Source organism: Pelorhabdus rhamnosifermentans, assembly GCF_018835585.1.
In the GTDB taxonomy this organism is placed as follows: Bacteria; Bacillota; Negativicutes; order UMGS1260; family UMGS1260; genus Pelorhabdus; species Pelorhabdus rhamnosifermentans.
The window spans coordinates 150963-172656 of record NZ_JAHGVE010000005.1 but is presented as its reverse complement, the minus strand read 5'-3'; the positions used below and the strand labels follow the sequence as shown (position 1 = coordinate 172656).

The window sequence follows — 21694 nt, the reverse complement described above, 5'->3', positions numbered from 1 at the left end:
TGTATATAATACCAGAAGCCTCGAGGCTTTTTTTACGAGGTGATTATCATAACAAGGATGGGTTTAAGCTGGTAGAGATTTAGAAATGGCAATTGATACTGAAAGCGTAGGTCAAATAATATTCAGTCAAAAAATTGGCGTTTATAGCGTATAAAGAAGCTCGAATTTAATCAAAATAAAATATTCTATTACTAAAGGAGGTTTGATTTATGGTTGCAAAAATTGTTGAACTCGTAGGTTCATCCCCCCGTAATTGGACAGAAGCGGTTAATAATGCAGTCCACGAAGCCGATCGATCTATTGATGAAATAACCGGGATTGAAGTTGCCAATTTTACTGCGAACATTGAAAATGGAGCCATCACTGAATATAAAGCTAATGTTCATATTGCTTTTGGTGTCCACTAGTAGCATTGTATCGGATCGAATGTTATATTAATATCAAATAAGATAATCCCTCAACCAATGCCAGGTGAGGGATTATCGATATATTGGGGCCAAACCATATGATGAATTGCATTTCTGACATATTTTTATGAAGGTTTTAGGAAGATAATGGTGAAATATAACATAATATGACGAACATATTATAGGGAGGCTCTTGTCAAGCTCGACCAATCCGCAAGATAAAGAAGATACAGGAATTGAAATAATGCTCCTGCAGAATATTATCAGGATGAAGATGATATAATTTTTGGCTTTACACTTGGTGTGCAACGAGAGTATGTTGCACACCGCTTTTATAGGCTGTTATAAGTTATCGGCTTAAAAGCTTTTTTGTGTTTTGATAGAGGAGTTGTTTAGATGCGAAAAAAAAGAGTAAGTATGGCCAGAAAGTCGGGGTTACCGCCAGGAACGTTACTTCATGTTGGACATAAATATATTGATGCAGTCAAGATTGGTGTGATAGATTACAATTTATCTCAAGTAATGGAAAGGGAACTTTATTCTGTAGAAGAGCTTGCCCATTTTCACTCAGCAGACACCATTACTTGGATTCACGTTAAGGGGCTACATAATATTGATCTAATTGAAGGAATCTGCCAATCTTTTGGTATTCACCCATTAGTGCAGGAAGATATCTTGAACACAGCGCAGCGCCCTAAAATAGAAGATTATGGAGATTATCTTTTTGTGGTACTAAAAGCCTTTTGGGTAGAGAAAGAAACGGATATTTTGACGAGTGAACAAATCAGTATACTTTTCGGGGCTTCTTATGTTATTTCTTTTCAAGAAAGTGAAAGAGAATTGTTTGAGTCGATTCGCAATCGCATTAATAGTTCACAAAGCCGAATAAGACGGCAAGGCGCGGATTATTTAGCCTACGCCTTAGTTGATATCATTGTTGACAATTACTTCGTCATTCTCGAAACATTGGGTGAAAAAATAGAATTGTTAGAAGAAGACTTAGTGGTACAGCCTGGACAGGAGGCATTGAGAGAAATTCATTTTCTGAAACGGCAGATGCTGTTTTTTCGGAAGGCCATTTGGCCATTACGCGAAACAATTGGTTCTTTAAGTCGAGGAGAATCTTCCCTTGTGAAGGATACGACGCTGCTCTATATTCGTGATGTTTATGATCATACCATCCAAGCCATTGATACGCTTGAAACATATCGTGATATCATTTCGGGTATGCTTGATATTTACCTTTCAAGCATTAGCAATCGTATGAATCAAGTGATGAAAGTGTTAACCGTTATTTCGACTATATTCATTCCACTTACTTTTATCGTTGGAGTTTACGGCATGAATTTTAAATACATGCCAGAACTAGAGTGGGAATGGGGCTATCCTGCCGTATGGCTGCTTATGTTGTTTGTCTTCCTAGCCATGTTACAATTTTTTCGGACGCGTAAATGGTTGTAAGGCTGTGTACAACTAATTATTTCAGAAAGCTTGTAATGTATTTTATTAAGTAGTCAATTTTAGCATTTAAAATCACGATGTCTTTTTTCAATTGTCCTTGTGTTTTTTCTAGGTTTTCAGTGTTTGTTTTATCTGTTACATTTTGTTCTAATTCCATTAATTTTTGTGTAGCAAAATTTTGAAATGCTGTAGCTTTTTCAGCTTGTAGTTTGGCAGTTTGCTGTTGTTCCTGATAGCGAGCCAGGCTTTCCTCTTGCTCTTGTGATACTAAATAATTATTATAAGATACAGCTGTGCCGATAAAAAAGAGTAGATTAAGTATTAGACCCATCATCCAGCGCCGTTTGGGCTTTTTTCTTAAAAATGACCAGAGCAGTCCGATAATCGAGATTGTAATAAGGATTAAAAATAACAGGATAACCAATTCCAGTATAATTCCCATTTTGGTACCTCCATATCAGTCAGAAAATAAGTTGCTTGTTTTCATCTCTTAATTTTAGCAACTTCAACGGCGTTCTTCAATGTTTGTTTTTAGATGGGTATTATCAGATATAGCTTTTTTTAGTTATTAGAGTTATGATTAGTAAAGTTACGATAAAAATTACTGTTTATAATATAGGATATGAAGGTGCTTCATGGAAACTTGGAATAAAAATTTATTAGTTTGTTGGTTTAGTGTGTTTATTGTATCATCTGGGATGAGTCAGATGGCACCCATGTTGCCGCTTTATATTGAGCATCTTGGAATCCATGATTCGGCTGCTGTTGCACAGTGGTCAGGACTTATTTTCGGTAGCAATTTTATTAGTCTTGCCATTTTTTCACCTATTTGGGGCAAATTCGCTGATAAGTACGGACGAAAACCAATGATGATACGTGCAAGTCTCTGGCTTGCTATTATTATGACGTGTATGGGATTTGCACAGAATGTTTATCAACTGCTAGGGCTGCGCATTATGCAAGGCGCTCTTTCTGGTTTTCAATCAGCTGTTGTTACACTTGTTGCGACACAGACACCGAAGGAGCGTGCTGGTTGGGCGTTGGGTGTTTTGTTTAGTGGGCAAGTGGGGGGAGCATTGCTTGGCCCTCTGTTTGGTGGGTATTTGGCTGAAACCATTGGATTTCGAGGAGATTTTATTGCCATCGGGTTGCTGTGTTTAGTGGCATTTGTTGCAGTGTGGCTTCTCATTGAGGAGAAACCCGTTATTGCCAACGAAAAAACGCTTAGCGGTCATGAAGTATGGCAGCAGCTTCCCAAGCCTAAAGTCACGATCTGTTTATTTGTTACAACTCTTATTATGCAGCTAGCGCTTATGTCTATACAACCTATTATTACCGTTTATATCTCCCAGATATCTTTAACAACAACGCATGTTGCGCTTATTTCAGGTGCAGTTTTTGCTGCATCAGGATTAGCAAGCATCATTTCTGCTCCGAAATTAGGCAGATTATCCGACAAAATTGGGCCGCAAAAAGTGCTGCTCGCAGCACTTTTTGTTGCTGGCTTACTATTTATTCCGCAAGCATTTGTTCAGACGGCTTGGCAACTGGGGGTATTGCGCTTTTTGCTGGGACTGGCGACGGCGGGTTTATTGCCTTCAATTAATACGTTGATTAAACGGAGTACGCCTGATGTAATTACTGGTCGAATTTTTGGTTATAATCAGTCGGCGCAATTCTTAGGAATGTTTGCTGGGTCTATATTTGGCGGACAACTAGCTGCTGCTTTTGGCATTCAATACGTATTTTTCTTTACTGGAGCCTTGTTATTGATGAATGCCTATTGGGTTTATCATATGATATATAAAGAAAATTTTGTTTATAGACGCTCGAAAACTTCTTAATGAAATCTGTACGTGGGGGCTCCTGGCTGCTAGTTATTTGTTAGCGGCCTTTTTGTTTGCGAATAATTCTTTACAGAACGTTTGTTTGGTGGTATTGTTAAAGTATAAAACAATTGTTTGAAGGAGATAACATGGCAGATAAAACGCTTGATAAAGCTACGAATAAGGAAAACGCTGTGGAAGCAGCGATGAAAAAGATTCGAAAAGATTTTGGCGAAGGCGCGATTATGAAATTAGGTGACGCTGCAGCTAAGATGAATATCGAAGTCATTCCGACGGGCGCCTTGTCACTCGATGTCGCTCTGGGTGTTGGTGGGATTCCCCGCGGTCGCTGTGTTGAAATATATGGGCCTGAATCTTCCGGTAAAACCACGGTTGCTTTACATATGGTGGCTCAGGCGCAAAAGCTTGGTGGTATAGCTGCTTTTATTGATGCGGAACATGCTCTTGATCCAACTTATGCCCGCAATTTAGGGGTAGATATTGATAATTTATTAATTTCTCAGCCCGATTTTGGTGAACAAGCCTTAGATATTGCAGATGCTCTTGTACGAAGTTCGGCAGTTGATCTGATTGTTGTAGATTCTGTAGCTGCTCTTGTTCCGAAGGCAGAGATTGAAGGCGAAATGGGTGATTCCCATGTGGGGCTTCACGCCAGATTGATGTCACAGGCACTTAGAAAGTTGACAGGTATTGTCAGTAAATCCCGTACGACGATTCTCTTTATTAATCAAATACGGGAAAAAGTGGGGGTTATGTTTGGTAATCCTGAAGTAACGACAGGAGGACGAGCTTTAAAATTTTATGCTTCTGTACGATTAGATGTTCGAAAAGGGGAAACAATAAAAAACGGCAATGACATTATTGGAAGTAGAACAAAAGTCAAAGTTGCCAAAAATAAAGTGGCTCCGCCTTTTAAAGTTGCTGAGTTCGATATCGTTTATGGACAAGGTATTTCACGTGAAGGCATTATTGTTGATTTAGGGGTGGAGCTAGATATTGTCAATAAAAGTGGTACGTGGTTTTCCTTTGGTGATAATCGTTTGGGGCAGGGACGCGAAAATGCTAAGCAGACACTTAAGGATAATCCGCCGTTAGCTGATGAAATTGAGAAACAAATTCGGGCACGCTTGATTCTAAGCAAAGAGGACTCTCCAGTCGCAGCAGAAGAGGTTTTTAGTAAGGATACCAGTGAGACAGGTGATACAATCGAAAGTTAATATTATTTTAGCGATGATTATCTGTTATATAGGACTAAAGTAGCTTTTTTTGCAGGAGTTTCTTCTGAGCATAAAGAATAGCTTTTACATTACAGGTATTTGGAGGTAAACATGAGCAGCAGTTTAAGACTTAGTTGTACATGTGGTAACACAGAGATTTTGTCAAATAATATGGATAAATTCCAGTTTTCCTTAATTAAGTTTTCGACAGATAGTAAGACCGGGAAGATGCGAATTATTTGTAAAGCCTGTGGTCAGGAAACAGAAGAATTATTAATTGGAAATAATTAATTGGACTATTTTTCATATTTTAAAGGGCTGTTCTGAAATGAGAGTTTCAGGACAGCCCCTTTTATTTTGTTAGTGTCTTTCAAGACCATATTTTTTTAAGTATCTGTATAAGGTAACGCGGCTTACATCAAGCATATTGGCGAGACGAGAGATATTGCCACCAGCAGCTCGCCAAGCAGTCATGAACACTTCTTTGTCTTCCTTCCAGGCTTTATCCAGATTGGTTCGACCAGGAATGAGAATACTTTCAGCAAAAATAATATCACCGGCTGTTTGGAAAAAGGCTTGTTCTACAACGCCTTGAAGCTGTTTAATATTTCCTGGCCAATCATAGTCCGTTAACACTTGCATTCCATCGGGTGCCAAAGATTTAATCGGCAAGTGGTGTTGTTCGGCGAGTTCAGTAATAATGTGATTCGTTATAATGGGGATATCGACGCTGCGTGATCGCAAGGAAGGCACGCGAATCATGGATTTGGCTATTAGAGAAAAGAATTTATCAGAAAATACCCCGCGCTCAGCTAATCTCTTGAGATCACTGTCACAGGCTGCAATAATGCGGACGTCAAAGCTGCGTAAAATCGTGTCGTTGGCGCGAGTCAATCGCCCTGATACGAGAGCTTCTGCTAAGCGATTGGCTAGATGCATGGGCAATTTTTCAACTTCATCTAGAAATAGCGTACCACCATTGGCAAGCTCCAATTTTCCTGGACGGGCTTCAGCTTGGCTATCTATAATACCAAATAATTCGGCATCAAGTAGTTCGAGGGGCATATCACCGCATTTGACGGATATGAGTGGTCCAGCTGCACGTGGACTGGCTTGATGGATACCATGGGCGAGTCGTTGTTTTCCTGTTCCTGATTCGCCTTGTAGCAGCAGATGGTGGTCATGTTTGGCTGCGCGTGTAGCTTTTTCTTTCATCGATAAGAAGGAACTTGATTCGCCTACCATGCTTGATAAGCTGTAACGTGAAATATAGCCGGCCGCATGGGCTACTAGTGTACGAAGATCCTCGATAGGCAGTGAAACGGCGACGACACTTGATACTTCTTCGTCACGAAAAATGGGAACGACTGTCGTAATATCTTCATAGGTTTTACGTGGTGTAATCCACGTTACTTCTTTATTATACGAAGGAATACCATAAAAGCCTTTTTTGATGGGCGTGTGTCGATAGTTTAGTACGACATTGTTTAAATTTGGTTTTTCATTACTATGTTCGGGTAATATCCCTGACAGGCGGTTTTGACCGAGCGTGTTTGTATAAGCAACGGTTCCCCCTGGTAAGATATGATAAACTGCCAAAGGAACGGCATCTAAAATGGTATGTGTGGCTTCGAGGCGTTCCAGCGTTTTTAAATGCGTTTCCATGGCGTATTTCATGGATAGCAGAATTGTAACGAGCATGTCAGGATCAACGCCGTTTTCTTGTACTGAAATGAGCGTAATAATGTAACGTAGTTCGTCATTAATCATAATTGGCACGGAGCAAGCATCGCTATTATGGGCATCTTTTCGCCACATTTCAGGTCCAAACATGAGAAATGAAGTTTGGTGCTCATAAGCAATGCTAATGCTTGACGTACCAATATCTTGAATAGCTAGGCGTGAACCTTCTACTTCGCCAGGCGTTTTTTGGAAAAATGGCATGGCATAGCTTTTTAAGGCATAACAATTTTCATCAAGTAACAGGAGATTGAGGTTATTCGTATGGAAGAACTCATGAACCGTCTGATAAAGGCCAGTCAAAAAGTTCAGGGCGTTTGTATGCTTTTGCTGTAAATTAGCCAGTTTATCCTTGGACAGTTTTGGTAATTGCACGGGGTCATCATTGGCGATATTTAGAGAGTGGCTTTCCTGCCAGGATGCAGCAATCCAGGGGTGTACATTGGGATCAACTTCATTTTGCTGTATGTATTTGTCATAGTAAAGTTTTAATTTTTCTTTGTTGCGTTTTTCTCTTAACATGGTGTCCCTCCAACATTTCATGAGCGAAATCCTATTATTGAAATTATATCATAACTTTTGGCTGCTTTTAAAGAATAGTATGTCAAATATGTGAGTATTGTAGTTATCTGTAAAAATTTGTCATAATCCTTTTAGGTAGCTTGGCTAATGTTTTCTTCTATTATAGAATGAACAATTCAATCGGTGAAGTCAAGTAATTTATTATAAATTGTCAGAAAAGATCATTTAGCTTAAAAAACACTAGATATAGTAATATAAAGTGAAATTTATGGCAAAATGCCCCCATAGGTTGATTATGTGGGAGTTTAGTCGCTAGAAAAAATACGGGGGATCTGTTATAATTAAGAAAAACTTTGGAGGAATATCCATGATTATTGAGGGTATCAATGTAGTTGCTGCTCCCGAATTAAGCGACCAGGAAGTTTATAAGATAGTCAATGATGAAATAAAAATATGGATAAGCAAAAACAAAACACTGGCAAAAATTGAACTCTTGCTTGACGATGAAAATATTCTTGTTACGGCAATTGAAAAGTCACCCATTCGTCGTGTGCGCCGGATTACAGGCTATCTCTCCAATATGGAGAATTTTAATGATGCGAAACTTTCTGAACTTAACAATCGCACCAAGCATGTTTCGTGAAACAGCTTTACTATCAATAGGTTATTACCGTGAGAAAAAGGATTGCCCAAAAGGTAGTTCCTTTTTTATTTACATAATTTTAATCAAACAATAACAGAAAGCAAGATATAAACTGTTAAACTTTTCTTAAAATCAATATAAGGAGAGGGTGAAGCGATGCGATCTTTTAATACCAAGCAGGTTGTTCTCATTGTATGGGTGCTTTTGACAATTATTTTGCCATGCCCAATTTCTGCTGCTCGGGAACAGCCCCAATTTTACCATCTTACAGTAATACATACCAATGATTTTCATGATTATGCGCCCTATGCCCTGGCCAGAAAAGCAACGATTATCAATCAAATACGGGCGGAGGCGCCCAATGTTCTGCTTGTTGATGCAGGTGATCTCTATGTACGTGGCCCTTATCATAAGATCTTTTATGGCGAAATGGAAATGGCCGCTCTCAATGCCATGCATTATGATGCCTGGGAGCTTGGTAATAACGAGTTTAAAGGGCATCCCGATCCGCTTATTGCTGATCAGAAGCTTTACAATTTAATTAATCAAGCACAGTTTCCCACATTATGTTCCAGCATTAAAACAGCTGCAGGTGAATATTTACCTGGTGTAAAGCCTTATACAGTAAAGTCCGTTCATGGATTAAACATTGGTATACTAGGTGTTTCTTCTATGAAAGTAAAAAATTATCCTCAAGCATCAAATAAGATTGTTGAAGACCCTGTTGCTACAGCGCAACAACTGCTTCCAAACGTGAAAAGGGAATCAGATATTCAGATTATCTTATCTCACGCAGGGTTATCAGCTGATGTACAAATGGATATGAAGTTAGCCGGCAGTGGTGTTGCATTGATCGTTGGAGCGGATGACCATTATGTCATTAGTCAGCCTATTTATCGCACAGGCGGCATTCCCATTGTGCAAGCAGGTGGCGAAGACAATATTTATTTAGGGCGTGTGGACTTAACCTTTGAAAACAAGGATGGAAAATGGGTATTAGTTTCTCATCAAGGTCGCCTTTATCCGATTACAAATGATATTCCGATGGACCCAACTATTAAAGAAATTATTGATCGCTATTTAGCTACTACCCAGAAACAAGCTGCCTAGAGAATAAATCCATTTAAAACCGGATGCCGAAAAAATATTCACAGCCCCAAGTAATTTTTGATTACTTGGGGCTTCATGTTGCCTTCAATCAGGTTCGGTAAGTATTCATGTCTTCACTGAAGTTATGGATGACTGTTTTAAACTCATTGATTTTTTCCATCATACTGTGGAGCTTCTCGTTGTATACTTCTACAGAAGCACTGACTTCTTCACTTGATGCTGAATTTTCTTCGGAAATCGCAGCAAGTGATTCGATTTTGTTGTACACTGTATTTAATCCATTCATTTCGGTTTCTAATTTATTTAGCATACCGACAATATTATCTGCTACATGGTGAATATTTGTGACATGAAGGTTATTATTGTCAACAACCGATGTCAGTTGATGGCTTTCATTTGTAAGAACATCGAATTCTTCTTCGATAGAGGTGGCAACACTACCGATAATATTGATTAACACCTTTAAGTCGCTGGAAATATTTTCCGAGTACTGATGAGATTGTTCCGCTAGTTTGCGTACTTCTTCAGCGACAACGGCAAAACCGCGACCTTGTTCGCCCGCTCGTGCTGCTTCGATGGCGGCATTTAAGGCGAGCAGATTGGTTTGACCAGCAATGGCGGCGACAAGTCCCGTGATTTCGTTGATTTTAGCTGCCTGGGACTGCAGGTTTTCAGCTGCCTTTTTGACTTTACTAAAGTTTTGAAGGCTGCTACCGAGCTTGAGACTCGATAATTTTACATCGCCAAAGCCCTTGCTTATTTCATTCACAGCCGATTCAAGCTGTTGTTTGTTTTTTGTTTGCTCTGTCATCATTTCTTTGAGTGTATCAAGATTACCGTTTAATATCATGACGGCATCCGTTGTTTCTTCGGCTTGATTCGTTGCTGCCAGTGCTACATCATGGACAACACCTGTAATGCCATTAGATGTTTCTGTCATGTGATTGGCGAGGCCATTGAAATCATCGGCAAATTTGCCCATTTCATCGGTGATTCCCTTAAATCCGACAAAATCACCTTTGAGCAGTTGTTTATAACGGCGTAATGCATTTGTAAGACGTTCAAATTCGTCTGATGACAGGACTTTCTTTTCAACGATATAACGGTGCGCTTGAAGGTCATCAAGTTCTTCCGTCAGCGTATTCAGTGGCGATAGTAATAATTTGGCTCCTATAAAACTGATTGCGCCAGCTAGGATTGCAAGCCACAAAGGGGCTGTTATACCGGAAAGAATGAGTATGCTACATACTAAGGCTGTAGCGAGGGCTGTAAATAGCCCGATTTTAGTTGCGACAGAACGAATGAATCCAAAGGAAAATAGCTGATTGATGCGGAAACGTTCAATGTGTGTGATGGGCTTATCAAAGGTAAGCTTTAATTTTAAAATGTCACTGCTTTGCTCAAAAGGCTCGACTTGAATCTTCTCGTGAAAATGCTCGGCTGCCCCTTTAAGTAGGCCACGAAAGTAACCAAACATGGCTCGTTTGGAGCGATAGCTAATAATGGCCTGATTTTCGGAAATGGGATGGATTAATAGTTCCGGTGGCTTAGCTCCAGGAATGCGCTTTACAATGACAACATGAATATCATAAATGGAGCGAAGAAATGAATAAAGATTTTCTTTTTGAAAAAAGGCGGGATACACTTTAAAAAATGTTTTTACATTATCTTCACCAATTTCCAGCCAAATTTCATCGGGTTTTTTGCCGAGCTTTTGGGCGATGAATTTGACGAAATTAAAGGGCTTTTCATCAGGTATTTCTTCTGTCATGAGAAAGATCTTATCAGGGGGCCAGCCCACATTCTCCATCGCCTGATTGGTTAGGTCATCACCCCATTTTTTTCTTGCTGTGTCCATCCAAGTACTTACAACAGTTGCTTTCATTTTGTATTGATCACTCCGTTTTTCTCAGACATTTTTAGACAGATTATTTTTTAATATATATTATTGTTCTGTAAAATAGGGTGTTATTCCTCTTATAAAAGATAGATTATTAATAAAATATGTGTTAAAATGCTGATATTTGTCACAAAGTGAACACCCTAAGAATAAAGACTGATTCTATTTAACGAAACTACTAAATGAGGTGGATGTTATGCGTTTACGCCGGAGGCCTTGGATTGCTACGGCCATTCAAGATTATAGCGATTTCATTGTTAATTTAAATGAATCTTTAGTAAAACCAGATTGGGAAGCTCTATTTGGTCGTAAGGCTTCTTTATATGTGGAGCTTGGCACAGGTAAGGGCCAATTTATTACGGAACTTGCTCGTCAAAATCCAGATAGGAATTATGTTGGCGTTGAAGCGCAACATGATATTATTTTTTATGCTGCGCGCAAGGCTCAGGAAAAGGAACTGGCGAATGTGAAGTTTTTATTGATGGATGCTAATCAGTTGACAGAGATGTTTCAGGTAAATTCGGTCATGGGTCTGTTTATTAATTTTTGTGATCCCTGGCCCAAAAAAAGACACGCCAAAAGGCGTTTGACTTTTCATGGCTTTTTTGATAACTATCGTCAGGTTCTTGAAAAAAACGGATTGTTGAGTTTTAAAACGGATAATCGTGACTTGTTTGAGTTTTCCCTAAATGAATTTGTAAATGCGAATGTAAGATTGCAGAATATTAGCCTCGATTTGCATGAAAGTAATATGATCGGAAATGTCATGACAGAATACGAAACTAAATTTTCTTCTATGGGGCAGCCCATTTATCGCTTGGAGGCCGTATTTTCCTGAACATTTGCTGGATATGCAGCATAAACTGTAGTAGTGTAAACTACTTAAAGGGAGAGTGTTATTATGCCGCGTCAAGCCCTTGCAAAATCGGCCAAGGTTCCCTTGCCGCCTTTAAATGGCGAGGAGGTTTGTTTTTGGTTGCGTATTTTAGCGGATCATGCGCTGTTTTTACGGGCCGGCCTTATGGGCGAGGACCCCGCCCTAGCCGATGAGGCACAAGCTTTTTACCAGAAAATTAATGATCTTCGATGCCGCGCAGAGCAGTCGCGAAAAATGGCTGAGATTGTTGCTCAGGCTTTGCCTGTATTGCTAAATTTCTATCAGTTTCAAAAACAGCTTGTGAATGAAATGTTGGTCTGTGAACTTCATAGTCATTTATATCCATTGCAAGTCGATCACTTAGTAAGAGAAAACGGATATGCTATTCGATTATTCGAAAAAATTCAGTTAGGAAAGCGTACGTATGTGAACACGAAGGCCCAGGAAACATTATTTTGGGTGCGTATTATGGAAGACCACAGCCAGTTTATCGGGATTCTAACAGACCCGTCTGAGCGTAATGTGGTTGCTACGGCTCGTAGCTTTGCACACGAGTTTGATGATTTGTACTTACAAGGCCGCGATTTTGTATCACTTCTTGACAGGAAACATCAAGAGATACCCGCTTTTTTGCGGTATCTTGATGATACACGCCGCGCTGTTTGTCGGTTGAGAGATTTTAAAAAATTGGTGGAAGAGCTTATTCATTCCTGTCGCCTCGTTGGGATTTTACCTGAACAGCTCGCTGACCATCTTCGGCGTGAGGCGGAACATTTTTTGATGATTTTAGCGCTACTTGAAAAAAATATGTTGGACTGTGATGAGTCTGCTGAGGAAGAGTTTTGTCCGGTTGATCCAGAGCTAGCCACATACGTAGACCGTACTGAAGAGGTTGTAGTGGACGAGGTAAAACAGGAAGCTTCCAAATGTGACTCAGGAAAACATAAATGGCCTTATCAATATCAAAAATCAAGTAAACTGGATTTAAATGAAGAAGCAGATTGTGGGCGAGAAGAGCCCAATGAAGTTGTTGAATCAAGTGTAGTCGTTGAGTCAGGTGAGACAGTTGAGACAGTTGAGTCGGAAAACGTGGCTGCCCCTATTGTAGTTCAGCAACCGGTCGTAGAAGAAAAGCCTAAAGGAAGGCAAGCAAAGCATCAATTCCCTCAAGTTAAGTGGTCAGATCATTGGCCACGGCCCTTAGGTAAAAAAAGCAAATAGATTTTCAACTAAAAAAAGCAGAGATGCTCTGCTTTTTTATTTTGCCTGCGGAGAGGTTCATGTATTATTTTGGGACGGGGGTAGGTAGTATCAGGAGTAATCCCAGTAGTGTACGTTCGGGACTGTTTGTTATGGAAACAGGTTCGCCAAGTGTCATATCAATGAGTGTAAGATCAGCGAATTTTTGACTTGGCCCAATGGCAAAGCGATTATCAGGTAAAAAATGCAGAGAAGAAATACTATGACCAATGAGCCATGTGGCGTCAAGTTTTTTTGTTGTTAAATTTATTTTGCTAATAAAACCGCCATCTTCATGAATGACATAAGCAGTGTTTTCCGTGGGGCTCATGGTAATTGTTGCAGGATAGGTTTTTATGGGTTGTAAAGGACAATTAAAAGGAATGACTTTAACAAGATTGAGCGTGGAATTTGTTGTTTCTAGTAACGCCAGACCTTCTCCAGTCCATTGCGTTGACGTATAGGAAACAAGCAGTAGTGCTTCATTTGTAAGTTGTAGTTGCGTCGGGATACCCGGAATAAACTTTTCACTCAATAGTTGCCCTTGCCGATTGAAGAGTGCAATTATGCCACCCTGCTCTTGTTCCCAAATGGTGTAGATTGAATCACCTGCAATTTGGATTCCAACGCAGACTGCATTTTGTTGGGGGCGTCCGAACAGACGTAAGGCGTGATTGTACCAGATGTAAAGACTGCCATCTTTGCAAGCAATCATAAGCTGCGATGCTTGTTCATCTCCTGCAATTTGTAAGGGTGAAATGTCAGGAATAGGCAGTGGGTGGAGCTTTTTTTGGGGGGATAAGTTTTTTTCTGTTGCTAAATATTGAAAAATGATGTTCTCGCCGGTTGTTTCGTTTATAGCCAGGATGTAAACAATTGACTTGTTTAATAGAACGGCATCAAGTGGTTCTATGTCCGGCGGATAGGGAGTTTCGGCAATAAAAGTTCCGTTTAGGCCGTGGACATGTAAAATTTTGTGGGCTGCTCCGTCAAAGAGTAGCATTTGGTAAGGCTTTTCCACTGAAAATCACCTCGTGCAAGAGTCAAAAAGGGCAGGAAGATTTCCTTTGATAGTAGAAATGAACTACAGAACAGGTAAGATAATAAAGGAGTCGTCTATGGTTAAAACAATTCCTAGGTTTTGGAAAAATCCCATTGAAGCATTGCTTGTTATTACATTTTTGTTAATTATGTTTGGCGTTATTAATGTATTTAGTGCAAGTTTTGTTGTAGCGGGCCAACAGTATCATGATAGCTATTTTTATGTAAAACGACATCTTATGGTGCTTGTGTTGGGTTTGATCGGTTTATATGTTTGTGCAAAACTTGACTATCACCGCTTAAAGGGGCGTCCTCTCGTTTATTTGATGTTTGGAACGCTCATCGTTCTTTTGCTTGTGCCTCATATTGGTTTAGATGCGAATGGTGCGAAACGCTGGATTCGACTGGGGGGGATTAATTTTCAGCCGTCAGAAGTAGCCAAGTTAACAGTTGTTTTGCTTTCTGCTGCTTATCTCGGTCCGAAACTAGATGGTAAACGAGCCATTTCTTTGTTATCAACACCTGTGTTTGTTTCTTGTGCCCTGGGTTTTTTAGTTCTGAAACAGCCTGATATGGGGACGGCGACAGTTATTGTCGGATTATGTTTAATTTTGTACATCTTAGCAGGAATTCCCCATGATCAGACAATTGGCTTATGCGTCTTTTTTGCGGCGTTGTGCCTTTATTTAGTATATGCAGCAACTTATCGGGCGGAACGTATTGCTGCATGGATTGATCCCTGGGCTTATCAGCAGGGCATTGGTTATCAAGCCGTACAATCACAGCTTGCCATTGGCTCAGGAGGGCTACTGGGGACAGGCCTCGGCCTTGGTTCAAGTAAATTTTATTATTTGCCTGAGGCGCATACTGATTTTGCTTTTGCCGTGCTTAGTCAAGAGATGGGTTTTGTAGGTGCCGTACTTGTTCTGCTGCTTTTCACGGCAATCGGCGCGTATGGCGTTCGTATTGCACTTAAGGCACCCGATGGATTTGGGATGGTTCTGGGGATGGGGCTTACGTTGCTTGTTGCGGGGCAAGCCATTGCTAATATTGCCATGGTAGCCGGTTTGATTCCAGTGACAGGTGTTCCGCTCCCTTTTATTAGCTATGGCGGGACGTCGCTCGTTGTCAATTTAACTGCTATAGGTATTATGATCAATATTGGACGGAGAGGGCTTGGGAAGCAGGTAAGTGAGGACAAATCTTTTCCCGCATCGCCTCAGAAGCATCGCTTGAAGCTCATCCGCAGGTAAAAAAAGATTAAAAAAAACTTCTCCTGGGAATAATAACAAAAACAGGAGAGGTGAATGAGCATGATTTGGCTGTTGCGTGCAGGGGCTTACGCGATCAGCAGTTTTGCAATTTGGAACTTCTTTCAAGGATCGAGTTTTGGGGACCCATCTCTTGTGAAACATTTAGCACTGGATCAAGGGCACAGTATGTTACTTGGCGTTTGTGCAGGTTTTAGCAATTATACAGGTCTTGATGTTACTCTGATTCGCTTAGTATGGGCTCTTAGTAGTTTTTATCGAGGGATTGGCATTGGAATTTATATATTAGCCTTTTTTTTAATGCCGCCATCATAGAATAGACTGCTATGAGGAATGAACAAAAACCGCTGGTTTCATTGCAGCGGTTTTTGTTATAAGATCATTGTTCTTCCCCGAATAGGAAGGGAATTAGGCGGATGATGTGGAATATATAGGCCGTGCCAATGGTGGCTTTTCCATTTGATAGTAGGAAGTGTACAATTATGTTGCATTTAACGACCTCTTTTAAAGGGAGGATCGCATTGGCTGTGGCCGCTTTTTTGTTCGTAATTATCGTGATTATTGGGCGATTAGGTTGGATTCAGTTCGTAGAAGGTAAAAAATATACAGAAAAAATGAGAGAGCAAATGCAGGAAAATAAGGAACTGCAGTCGCCGCGGGGTACTATTTTTGACCGTAATGGTCGGGAACTCGCCATTAGCAGTTTGAATAAATCTCTTTATGTAAATCCTCGCGAATTTAAATCGGATGCGGATACGGTGGCAGCTGAGCTTGCGCCGCTTGTGAATATGAAGCCGGAGGATTTGGTAGCAAAGCTACAGGGCGAGAATTCATTTGTTTGGATACGACGGACATTAGAGCCAGAACAGTATCATGACATTAATCAAATCATTCGGGACCAAAAAATAAGTGGCTTGTATTTTGTCGATGAGAGTAAACGCTATTATCCCAATGACAATCTGGCTGCACAAGTACTTGGTTTTGTTGGCACAGATGATGTGGGTCTTGATGGCTTAGAGATGGCATTGGATAAAACCATTAAAGGGAAGATCGTTCATCAAGCTGTTGATACGGATAATTACGGAATTCCCATATTTAATTCGATTTTTACTTTTGCACCACAGGAGCAAGCGAGTAATGTAGTATTAACACTTGATAGTAATATTCAGTTTATTGTTGAGCAATGCCTCGATCAGGCAGTATTTGAAACGAATGCATCAGCAGCAACGGTTATTGTCATGAATCCCAAGACAGGGGAAATTTTGGCCATGGCGAATCGGCCTACATTTAACCCTAATGATTTTGCTAAATATAACGCCATGAGCTGGCGTAATCGGGCTGTATCTGTCATATATGAACCGGGTTCGACATTTAAATCTGTTGTTGCGGCGGCTGCACTGCAAGAGGGACTTGTGAGACCAAATGAATATTTCTCTGATCATGGCTACATTGAAGTATCAGGTCGCCGCATACACAATGCGAGCGGTGAAGAGGGGTACGAGAATCTTTCTTTTACAGATATTATTAAAAACTCCGTTAACACGGGTTTTGTACAAGTTGGCATGCGTGTCGGCGCTGTAAAGCTGACAGATTATGCGCGGAATTTTGGTTTTGGCAAACCAACGGGGATTGAACTTCCTGGTGAAGAATCAGGTATTCTCTTTAATCCTGCGGATATGCGGGCCTCTGATACAGCGACCATGTCGATTGGGCAAAGTATTGCCGTAACGCCGTTACAGCTTCTTACGGCAGTTTCGGCTATTGCTAATGACGGGGTTTTGTTAAAGCCGCATATTATTAAGGAAATTTATGGCGGCGACGGATCGGTAAAGGTTACGACTGTTCCTGATGTTGTCCGTCAGGTCATTAGTTCGGAAACGGCGCATACCTTGACAGAAATGCTCGAAAAAGTCATATCTGAAGGCGGTGGAAAGCAAGCGCAAGTCAAGGGTTATCGTTTTGCCGGAAAGACGGGAACAGCAGAAAGGCTAAATGAAAATGGTGCTGGTTATGAAGCAGGTCACTATATTGCTTCTTTTGTCGGGTTCGGTCCTATTGAGAATCCTCAGTTTGCTATTATTGTCGTTTTGGATAATCCTGGCGGCGTTTATTATGGTGGCCTAATTGCAGCTCCGGTGTTTAAGAATATTGCAACGCAGCTTGCCCGATATTTCAATTTAAAGCCTCAGCTTAATGCAGATGCTTTTCCAGCGCCGCAAGCTGCGCAATCAGTCGTTCAGCCTAAGACAGCTGTTTCTGTGCCGCCTGCGCCTGAGTTGCCGCCTGGAAAAGTTTTAGTGCCTTACTTAATTGGTAAAAGTATTCGTGACGCAGGTAATTGTGTCACAAGTCTAGGTCTTACATTCGTTCCGAATGGTACGGGTTTAGCTACAAAACAAAGTATTTCGGCTAATACGATTGTGGATATGGGGACGGAAATTATGGTGACTTTTGAGTAAGGTAAACGAATAACGGGCGGCTATGCCGCCCGTTAAAGAAAATACTCAACTTAAGCTTTTCCATTGACATCATATTGGGATGTTAACGTACTAGCCGGCTGTGCTTGGCCGCTAGAACCGCCTAAGTTTGATTCATACTGTTCGATCATTTTTCGAACCATGTGACCGCCTACGCGGCCGCAGTCAGCGGAGGTCATTGTAGCCCAACCTTGGTTTTTGACGTTTTCGGCAATGCCTAATTCCGAAGCGACTTCCATCTTCATACGGTCTAAGGCATTCTCAGCCGTTGGAGAAACAGGTTTATTGCTTCTTGCCATGTGTACCTCACCTCCTTATTTTGTTCTACTCATATTATCGGATTTAAGTCGTTAAAATATGCTTGGCTTTGTGTGTTAAATAGTTACAGAATTGTCAGTTTGCTCGATCTGCTTGAGGCGTGCATTTCAGAAAAATACTGCAGTAAACAAGGAATTAATGAGGTAAAGGAAGAATCTAAGGAATAGCTGAAGGATCATTTTATAATTTCATCATAACGGAGGAAGACCATGACTGCTGATAAAGATTGGGAAGAATTCAAAAATAAATTATTCGTAAAATCGAAGATTAATTTACATGATTATAAACCGGCCCAGATGCAACGGCGCATTGGCAATTTAATGACGCGTAATGGCGCAACAAGTTATGTTCAATTTTTTGACCTGATTAATAAAAATGACAAACTTTATAAAGAATTTATTGATTTTTTAACGATTAATGTGACGGAGTTCTTTCGGACACCGGAAAAATTTGTTGAACTTGAGACAACCGTATTGCCGGACTTAATGAGAAAAAATCCCAAACTTTCCATTTGGAGCGCCGGGTGTTCCACAGGTGCTGAGCCTTATACTCTTGCTATGATTCTTGATGAAATTTCGCCCAATACAAGGCATCGCATTTTGGCAACAGATTTGGATATTGAAATGCTGAATAAAGCGAAACAGGGTCAATATGTGAATAATGAATTGAAAAATATTTCACCTGCCCGAATGAAAAAGTACCTCCAGCCCTGTCAAGGGGGAGCTATTGTAAATGATTCTATTAAAAGTCGGGTGGAATTTAAACGGCATAACTTGTTACTCGATAGCTTTGAGAGTAATTTCGATATCATCTTGTGCCGAAATGTCGTGATATATTTTACTGAAGAAGCCAAAGAATCCTTATATCGTCGATTCTTTGCAGCCTTGAGACCCGGCGGTGTGTTGTTTGTCGGTGGTACGGAAGCTATTTTAAATTTCCGGGAAATAGGTTTCAAGCATTATTTACCTTTTTTCTATCGTAAACCTGAATAATTAAAGGACGCCCCAATGATAAAATTGGCGGTATGTATCTAGTAACTGGTCAAATAATAGCTGTTCAAGCGTTTTTTCACGAATGTCTTTGGCAGCTACAATATCGACTGTTTTGATGGCTTGATTATTTGCATAAAAGATAATTTCGCCAATTTTTTGCCCCTGGTAGATAGGGGCTTTTATTATTGTGGGAACATCGCAAGTTATCGTTACAGTAGAGCTTTGTTCTGCAGGAACAACGGCGGCAGCGCAAGTTTCCGCCAATCCGTCTAACTGTTCTTCCATGCCATTTTCCACTCCGATGGTGGTGACGACTTCATTGGCTGCTGCGTACTCCATGAGATCAAATGTATTAAAACCATAGTTGAGTAATTGCATGGAGTCAGCCCAACGGGCGCTGTCATGGAGAACGACAGCAATTAGTTTTTGGTTATCTCGTGTAGCGCTTGAGACAAGGCAGGGGCCGGCGGCACCTGTTGTACCTGTTTTTACTCCATCTGCTTCTTCAAACATCCAGAGTAACTTATTTGTGTTGCGTAAGTTGCGATCTTCCTCATGACCTTTACGATTGAGCCATTCAATTTCTGTTTCCTTTGTGTTGACCAGTTCGGCGAAAGTCGGATTTTGCATGGCATAACGAGTAATGAGGGCCAGGTCATAGGCTGTTGTATAATGGTCCGGTTTTGTTAGGCCATGAGGGTTCACAAAATGGCTTTCCCTGGCACCAATGGCATAAGCTTTTTGGTTCATTAGATCGGCAAAATTCTTTACGGATCCTTCCAGGTGCTGGGCTATAGCCACAGCGGCATCATTGCCTGAACGAAGAAGTAGTCCTGTCAGTAGTTCCCTCAGACTGATGTGCTGCCCCGCATAAAGACCCATTGTTGAGCCTGGCGTTGAAGCAGCGGATATGCTTATTGTCGCTATTTCATCGAGCCTGCCGCTTTCGATGGCAAGTAGTGCTGTTAGTACTTTTGTCGTACTTGCCGGAGCCCGCCTGGTATGGCTGCTTTTTTCATATAAGACTTGTCCTGTTTTGGCATCCATGAGAATGGCTGAAGCTGCTTTTAATTGTGGGGTATTGGCTAGGACGTGGACTCCTGCAAAGCAATTTATTACGAATAGCAAGAACAGCAGGAAAAGTAACTTCTTAAACATATTCGCCCTCCTTTAGGCATAATGTTTTAATGGGGGTGGACTAAGTGTTTCTTCGAAAGCGAAAAATGGTATTTTTAAGTATTACACTTTTTCTAGTTACGGCAGTAGCTGGAATAACGCAGGAACAGCTCCGCGAGCGGGGTGAAGTGATAAAAAATGTGCCGACTACTCATAAAGTAGTGGCACTCACCATTGACGATGGTCCTCATAGTAAGACAACGCCAGCAGTGCTTGCCGCACTCAAGGAGAAAGATGTGAAAGTGACCTTGTTCTTGTTAGCATCCAATGTTGAACAGCATCCCGAACTTGTTCAGCAGGCTGTTCAAGCTGGTCACGAAATTGGTACACATACCTATAGCCATACACTTTTGACGCGACTATCGAAGCAGGCTGTAGCAGATGAACTAACCAAAGCCGAAGAAATTATTAGTAAATTAGCCCCGAAACCCATTCTATTTCGTCCGCCTGGTGGTGCTTTTAATCAGGCCGTTCTTGCAGCAGCACATGAGCGGGGCTATACAACGGTGACATGGTCTGTCGATCCCGAAGACTGGAAGTGTCCGCCTGTTTCGAATGTCGTACAGCATGTTGTATCACACGTCACGCCAGGTAGCATTGTTTTGCTTCATGATGGTCAGTACCCTCTGCCAACACCAGAGGCGCTAAAACAGATCATTGATCAATTGCGTGCCCAAGGCTACACTTTTGTCACAGTCAGTGAATTACTCCAGTATTACGAAGTACGTGATTAGAGCTATAGCTCATAGGGTTTTAGCTTTTGCCAATGGCTGGCGATCTGATAATCATAGCGTTTCATTGTTGCTGAACGTTCACTGCGTACCGATTGAATGGCGCAAAAAACATCGTGCTGGAAAGTATAAATTTTTCTTTTGGGCACTACAATGGGTTTCGCATATTCTGAAAGTTTTGTAGCTACCTTGGCATTTACCTTGCCTGGCTTGAGTAAAACAGCAGGTTCCAACATGTCTGATCCATCATAACGATGAATCAGACAATTGGGATTTAAGTGATCAATAACATTTTTTTGTTCCCCATCATAAGTTAATGGACTGTTGCAGTGTTGACAATGTTGATGGGCTTCAGTAAAATAACTGAGGCAATTTGGACAGACAAAGCCATTTAACATGATCATCCCTCCAAGGATAGAGTAACCCGAATCGAAACGAAGTATTTTCATTGCCAGAAAAAAAGTATTGACAATGAGCTTCCTGATTTTATATACTAACTATAATCAAATAAAATAGTAACTTCGATGATCAGGAAGAGTACACAGGATAAAAGAGTCTCAGCGAGCCAATGAGAGTGAGAGTTTGGCACTACTTAGTCTGTCGAATGGACCTGAGAGAAACAGACCGAGACACGTAGAGTGAGGTAGGCTCTGTCGGAAACTTCCGCCGTTATCATTGGAAGCGGGTATCAGAGGTTTTTTCCTCTCGTACTTGTCAGAGAGCCG

21 protein-coding genes and 1 other annotated feature (1 of these 22 running past the window's edge) are annotated in these 21694 nt (G+C 40.9%); of the genes, 14 read left to right on the top strand and 7 right to left on the bottom strand.

What is annotated here, in order from left to right:
- Positions 1–209: 209 nt before the first annotated feature.
- Together Ga0466249_RS08125 and corA are read left to right on the top strand one after the other, a co-directional pair.
- On the top strand, positions 210–407 hold the full coding sequence (locus Ga0466249_RS08125; RefSeq protein ID WP_215828953.1) for a dodecin family protein: 198 nt from the start codon (positions 210–212) through the stop codon (positions 405–407).
- A 396-nt stretch (positions 408–803) separates the two neighbouring features.
- On the top strand, positions 804–1868 hold the full coding sequence (corA, locus tag Ga0466249_RS08120) for a magnesium/cobalt transporter CorA (RefSeq protein ID WP_215828952.1): 1065 nt from the start codon (positions 804–806) through the stop codon (positions 1866–1868).
- A 16-nt stretch (positions 1869–1884) separates the two neighbouring features.
- Here the strand turns inward: corA and Ga0466249_RS08115 are convergent, their stop codons facing one another.
- Positions 1885–2310, bottom strand: a complete 426-nt coding sequence (locus Ga0466249_RS08115; protein WP_215828951.1) for a hypothetical protein — start codon at positions 2308–2310, stop codon at positions 1885–1887.
- A 193-nt stretch (positions 2311–2503) separates the two neighbouring features.
- On the opposite strand from Ga0466249_RS08115, the gene Ga0466249_RS08110 reads away from it, so the two are divergent.
- The 3 genes from Ga0466249_RS08110 to Ga0466249_RS08100 all read left to right on the top strand — a co-directional run bounded on the left by Ga0466249_RS08110 (position 2504) and on the right by Ga0466249_RS08100 (position 5223).
- Positions 2504–3712, top strand: a complete 1209-nt coding sequence (locus tag Ga0466249_RS08110) for a multidrug efflux MFS transporter (RefSeq protein ID WP_215828950.1) — start codon at positions 2504–2506, stop codon at positions 3710–3712.
- A 131-nt stretch (positions 3713–3843) separates the two neighbouring features.
- The gene (gene recA / locus Ga0466249_RS08105; protein WP_215828949.1) at positions 3844–4932 is read left to right on the top strand and encodes a recombinase RecA; all 1089 of its coding nucleotides are present in this window, start codon (positions 3844–3846) and stop codon (positions 4930–4932) included.
- 111 nt (positions 4933–5043) lie between these two features.
- A complete protein-coding gene (locus Ga0466249_RS08100) occupies positions 5044–5223 on the top strand; it encodes a hypothetical protein (RefSeq protein WP_215828948.1) in 180 nt (59 codons plus the stop codon).
- 69 nt (positions 5224–5292) lie between these two features.
- Here the strand turns inward: Ga0466249_RS08100 and Ga0466249_RS08095 are convergent, their stop codons facing one another.
- Positions 5293–7194 carry a sigma 54-interacting transcriptional regulator gene (locus Ga0466249_RS08095; protein ID WP_215828947.1) on the bottom strand — a complete coding sequence of 634 codons (1902 nt, stop codon included), beginning with the start codon at positions 7192–7194 and terminating at the stop codon, positions 5293–5295.
- 367 nt (positions 7195–7561) lie between these two features.
- On the opposite strand from Ga0466249_RS08095, the gene nrdD reads away from it, so the two are divergent.
- Both nrdD and Ga0466249_RS08085 read left to right on the top strand, forming a co-directional pair.
- Entirely contained in the window at positions 7562–7837 is a 276-nt protein-coding gene (gene nrdD / locus Ga0466249_RS08090) for an anaerobic ribonucleoside-triphosphate reductase (RefSeq protein WP_215828946.1), read from the top strand.
- 156 nt (positions 7838–7993) lie between these two features.
- Positions 7994–8947, top strand: coding sequence for a bifunctional metallophosphatase/5'-nucleotidase (locus Ga0466249_RS08085; protein ID WP_215828945.1), 954 nt, complete (start codon positions 7994–7996; stop codon positions 8945–8947).
- An 88-nt stretch (positions 8948–9035) separates the two neighbouring features.
- On the opposite strand, the gene Ga0466249_RS08080 is transcribed toward Ga0466249_RS08085, so the two are convergent.
- Positions 9036–10832 carry a heme NO-binding domain-containing protein gene (locus Ga0466249_RS08080; RefSeq protein ID WP_215828944.1) on the bottom strand — a complete coding sequence of 599 codons (1797 nt, stop codon included), beginning with the start codon at positions 10830–10832 and terminating at the stop codon, positions 9036–9038.
- A gap of 211 nt (positions 10833–11043) precedes the next feature.
- On the opposite strand from Ga0466249_RS08080, the gene trmB reads away from it, so the two are divergent.
- On the top strand, positions 11044–11685 hold the full coding sequence (trmB, locus tag Ga0466249_RS08075; RefSeq protein ID WP_215828943.1) for a tRNA (guanosine(46)-N7)-methyltransferase TrmB: 642 nt from the start codon (positions 11044–11046) through the stop codon (positions 11683–11685).
- Between the two features lie 63 nt (positions 11686–11748).
- Complete coding sequence (locus Ga0466249_RS08070) at positions 11749–12945, top strand: DUF2935 domain-containing protein (protein ID WP_215828942.1); 1197 nt, start codon at positions 11749–11751, stop codon at positions 12943–12945.
- A gap of 64 nt (positions 12946–13009) precedes the next feature.
- Here the strand turns inward: Ga0466249_RS08070 and Ga0466249_RS08065 are convergent, their stop codons facing one another.
- Positions 13010–13984: a YncE family protein gene (locus tag Ga0466249_RS08065; protein WP_215828941.1), complete on the bottom strand. Its 975-nt coding sequence runs from the start codon at positions 13982–13984 to the stop codon at positions 13010–13012.
- Between the two features lie 97 nt (positions 13985–14081).
- Here Ga0466249_RS08065 and Ga0466249_RS08060 point away from each other — a divergent pair, with 97 nt between their 5' ends.
- From Ga0466249_RS08060 to Ga0466249_RS08050, 3 genes are all read left to right on the top strand, one after another.
- Complete coding sequence (locus Ga0466249_RS08060) at positions 14082–15257, top strand: FtsW/RodA/SpoVE family cell cycle protein (protein WP_215828940.1); 1176 nt, start codon at positions 14082–14084, stop codon at positions 15255–15257.
- A gap of 54 nt (positions 15258–15311) precedes the next feature.
- The gene (locus Ga0466249_RS08055; protein WP_246588552.1) at positions 15312–15590 is read left to right on the top strand and encodes a PspC domain-containing protein; all 279 of its coding nucleotides are present in this window, start codon (positions 15312–15314) and stop codon (positions 15588–15590) included.
- Positions 15591–15757: 167 nt separating this feature from the next.
- The gene (locus Ga0466249_RS08050; protein ID WP_215828939.1) at positions 15758–17734 is read left to right on the top strand and encodes a PASTA domain-containing penicillin-binding protein; all 1977 of its coding nucleotides are present in this window, start codon (positions 15758–15760) and stop codon (positions 17732–17734) included.
- A 50-nt stretch (positions 17735–17784) separates the two neighbouring features.
- Here Ga0466249_RS08050 and Ga0466249_RS08045 read toward each other — a convergent pair whose 3' ends face one another.
- On the bottom strand, positions 17785–18051 hold the full coding sequence (locus tag Ga0466249_RS08045) for an alpha/beta-type small acid-soluble spore protein (RefSeq protein ID WP_215828938.1): 267 nt from the start codon (positions 18049–18051) through the stop codon (positions 17785–17787).
- 228 nt (positions 18052–18279) lie between these two features.
- On the opposite strand from Ga0466249_RS08045, the gene Ga0466249_RS08040 reads away from it, so the two are divergent.
- Positions 18280–19062, top strand: a complete 783-nt coding sequence (locus Ga0466249_RS08040; protein WP_215828937.1) for a CheR family methyltransferase — start codon at positions 18280–18282, stop codon at positions 19060–19062.
- On the opposite strand, the gene Ga0466249_RS08035 is transcribed toward Ga0466249_RS08040, so the two are convergent.
- Complete coding sequence (locus Ga0466249_RS08035) at positions 19063–20220, bottom strand: D-alanyl-D-alanine carboxypeptidase family protein (RefSeq protein WP_215828936.1); 1158 nt, start codon at positions 20218–20220, stop codon at positions 19063–19065. It abuts the gene before it with no gap.
- A 44-nt stretch (positions 20221–20264) separates the two neighbouring features.
- Here Ga0466249_RS08035 and Ga0466249_RS08030 point away from each other — a divergent pair, with 44 nt between their 5' ends.
- Entirely contained in the window at positions 20265–20972 is a 708-nt protein-coding gene (locus Ga0466249_RS08030; RefSeq protein WP_312889732.1) for a polysaccharide deacetylase family protein, read from the top strand.
- A gap of 2 nt (positions 20973–20974) precedes the next feature.
- Here Ga0466249_RS08030 and Ga0466249_RS08025 read toward each other — a convergent pair whose 3' ends face one another.
- Positions 20975–21367 (bottom strand): hypothetical protein, encoded by a 393-nt coding sequence (locus Ga0466249_RS08025; protein ID WP_215828935.1) that lies wholly within the window; start codon positions 21365–21367, stop codon positions 20975–20977.
- Positions 21368–21484: 117 nt separating this feature from the next.
- Positions 21485–21694: a binding site (T-box leader), on the top strand (it continues 64 nt past the right edge of the window).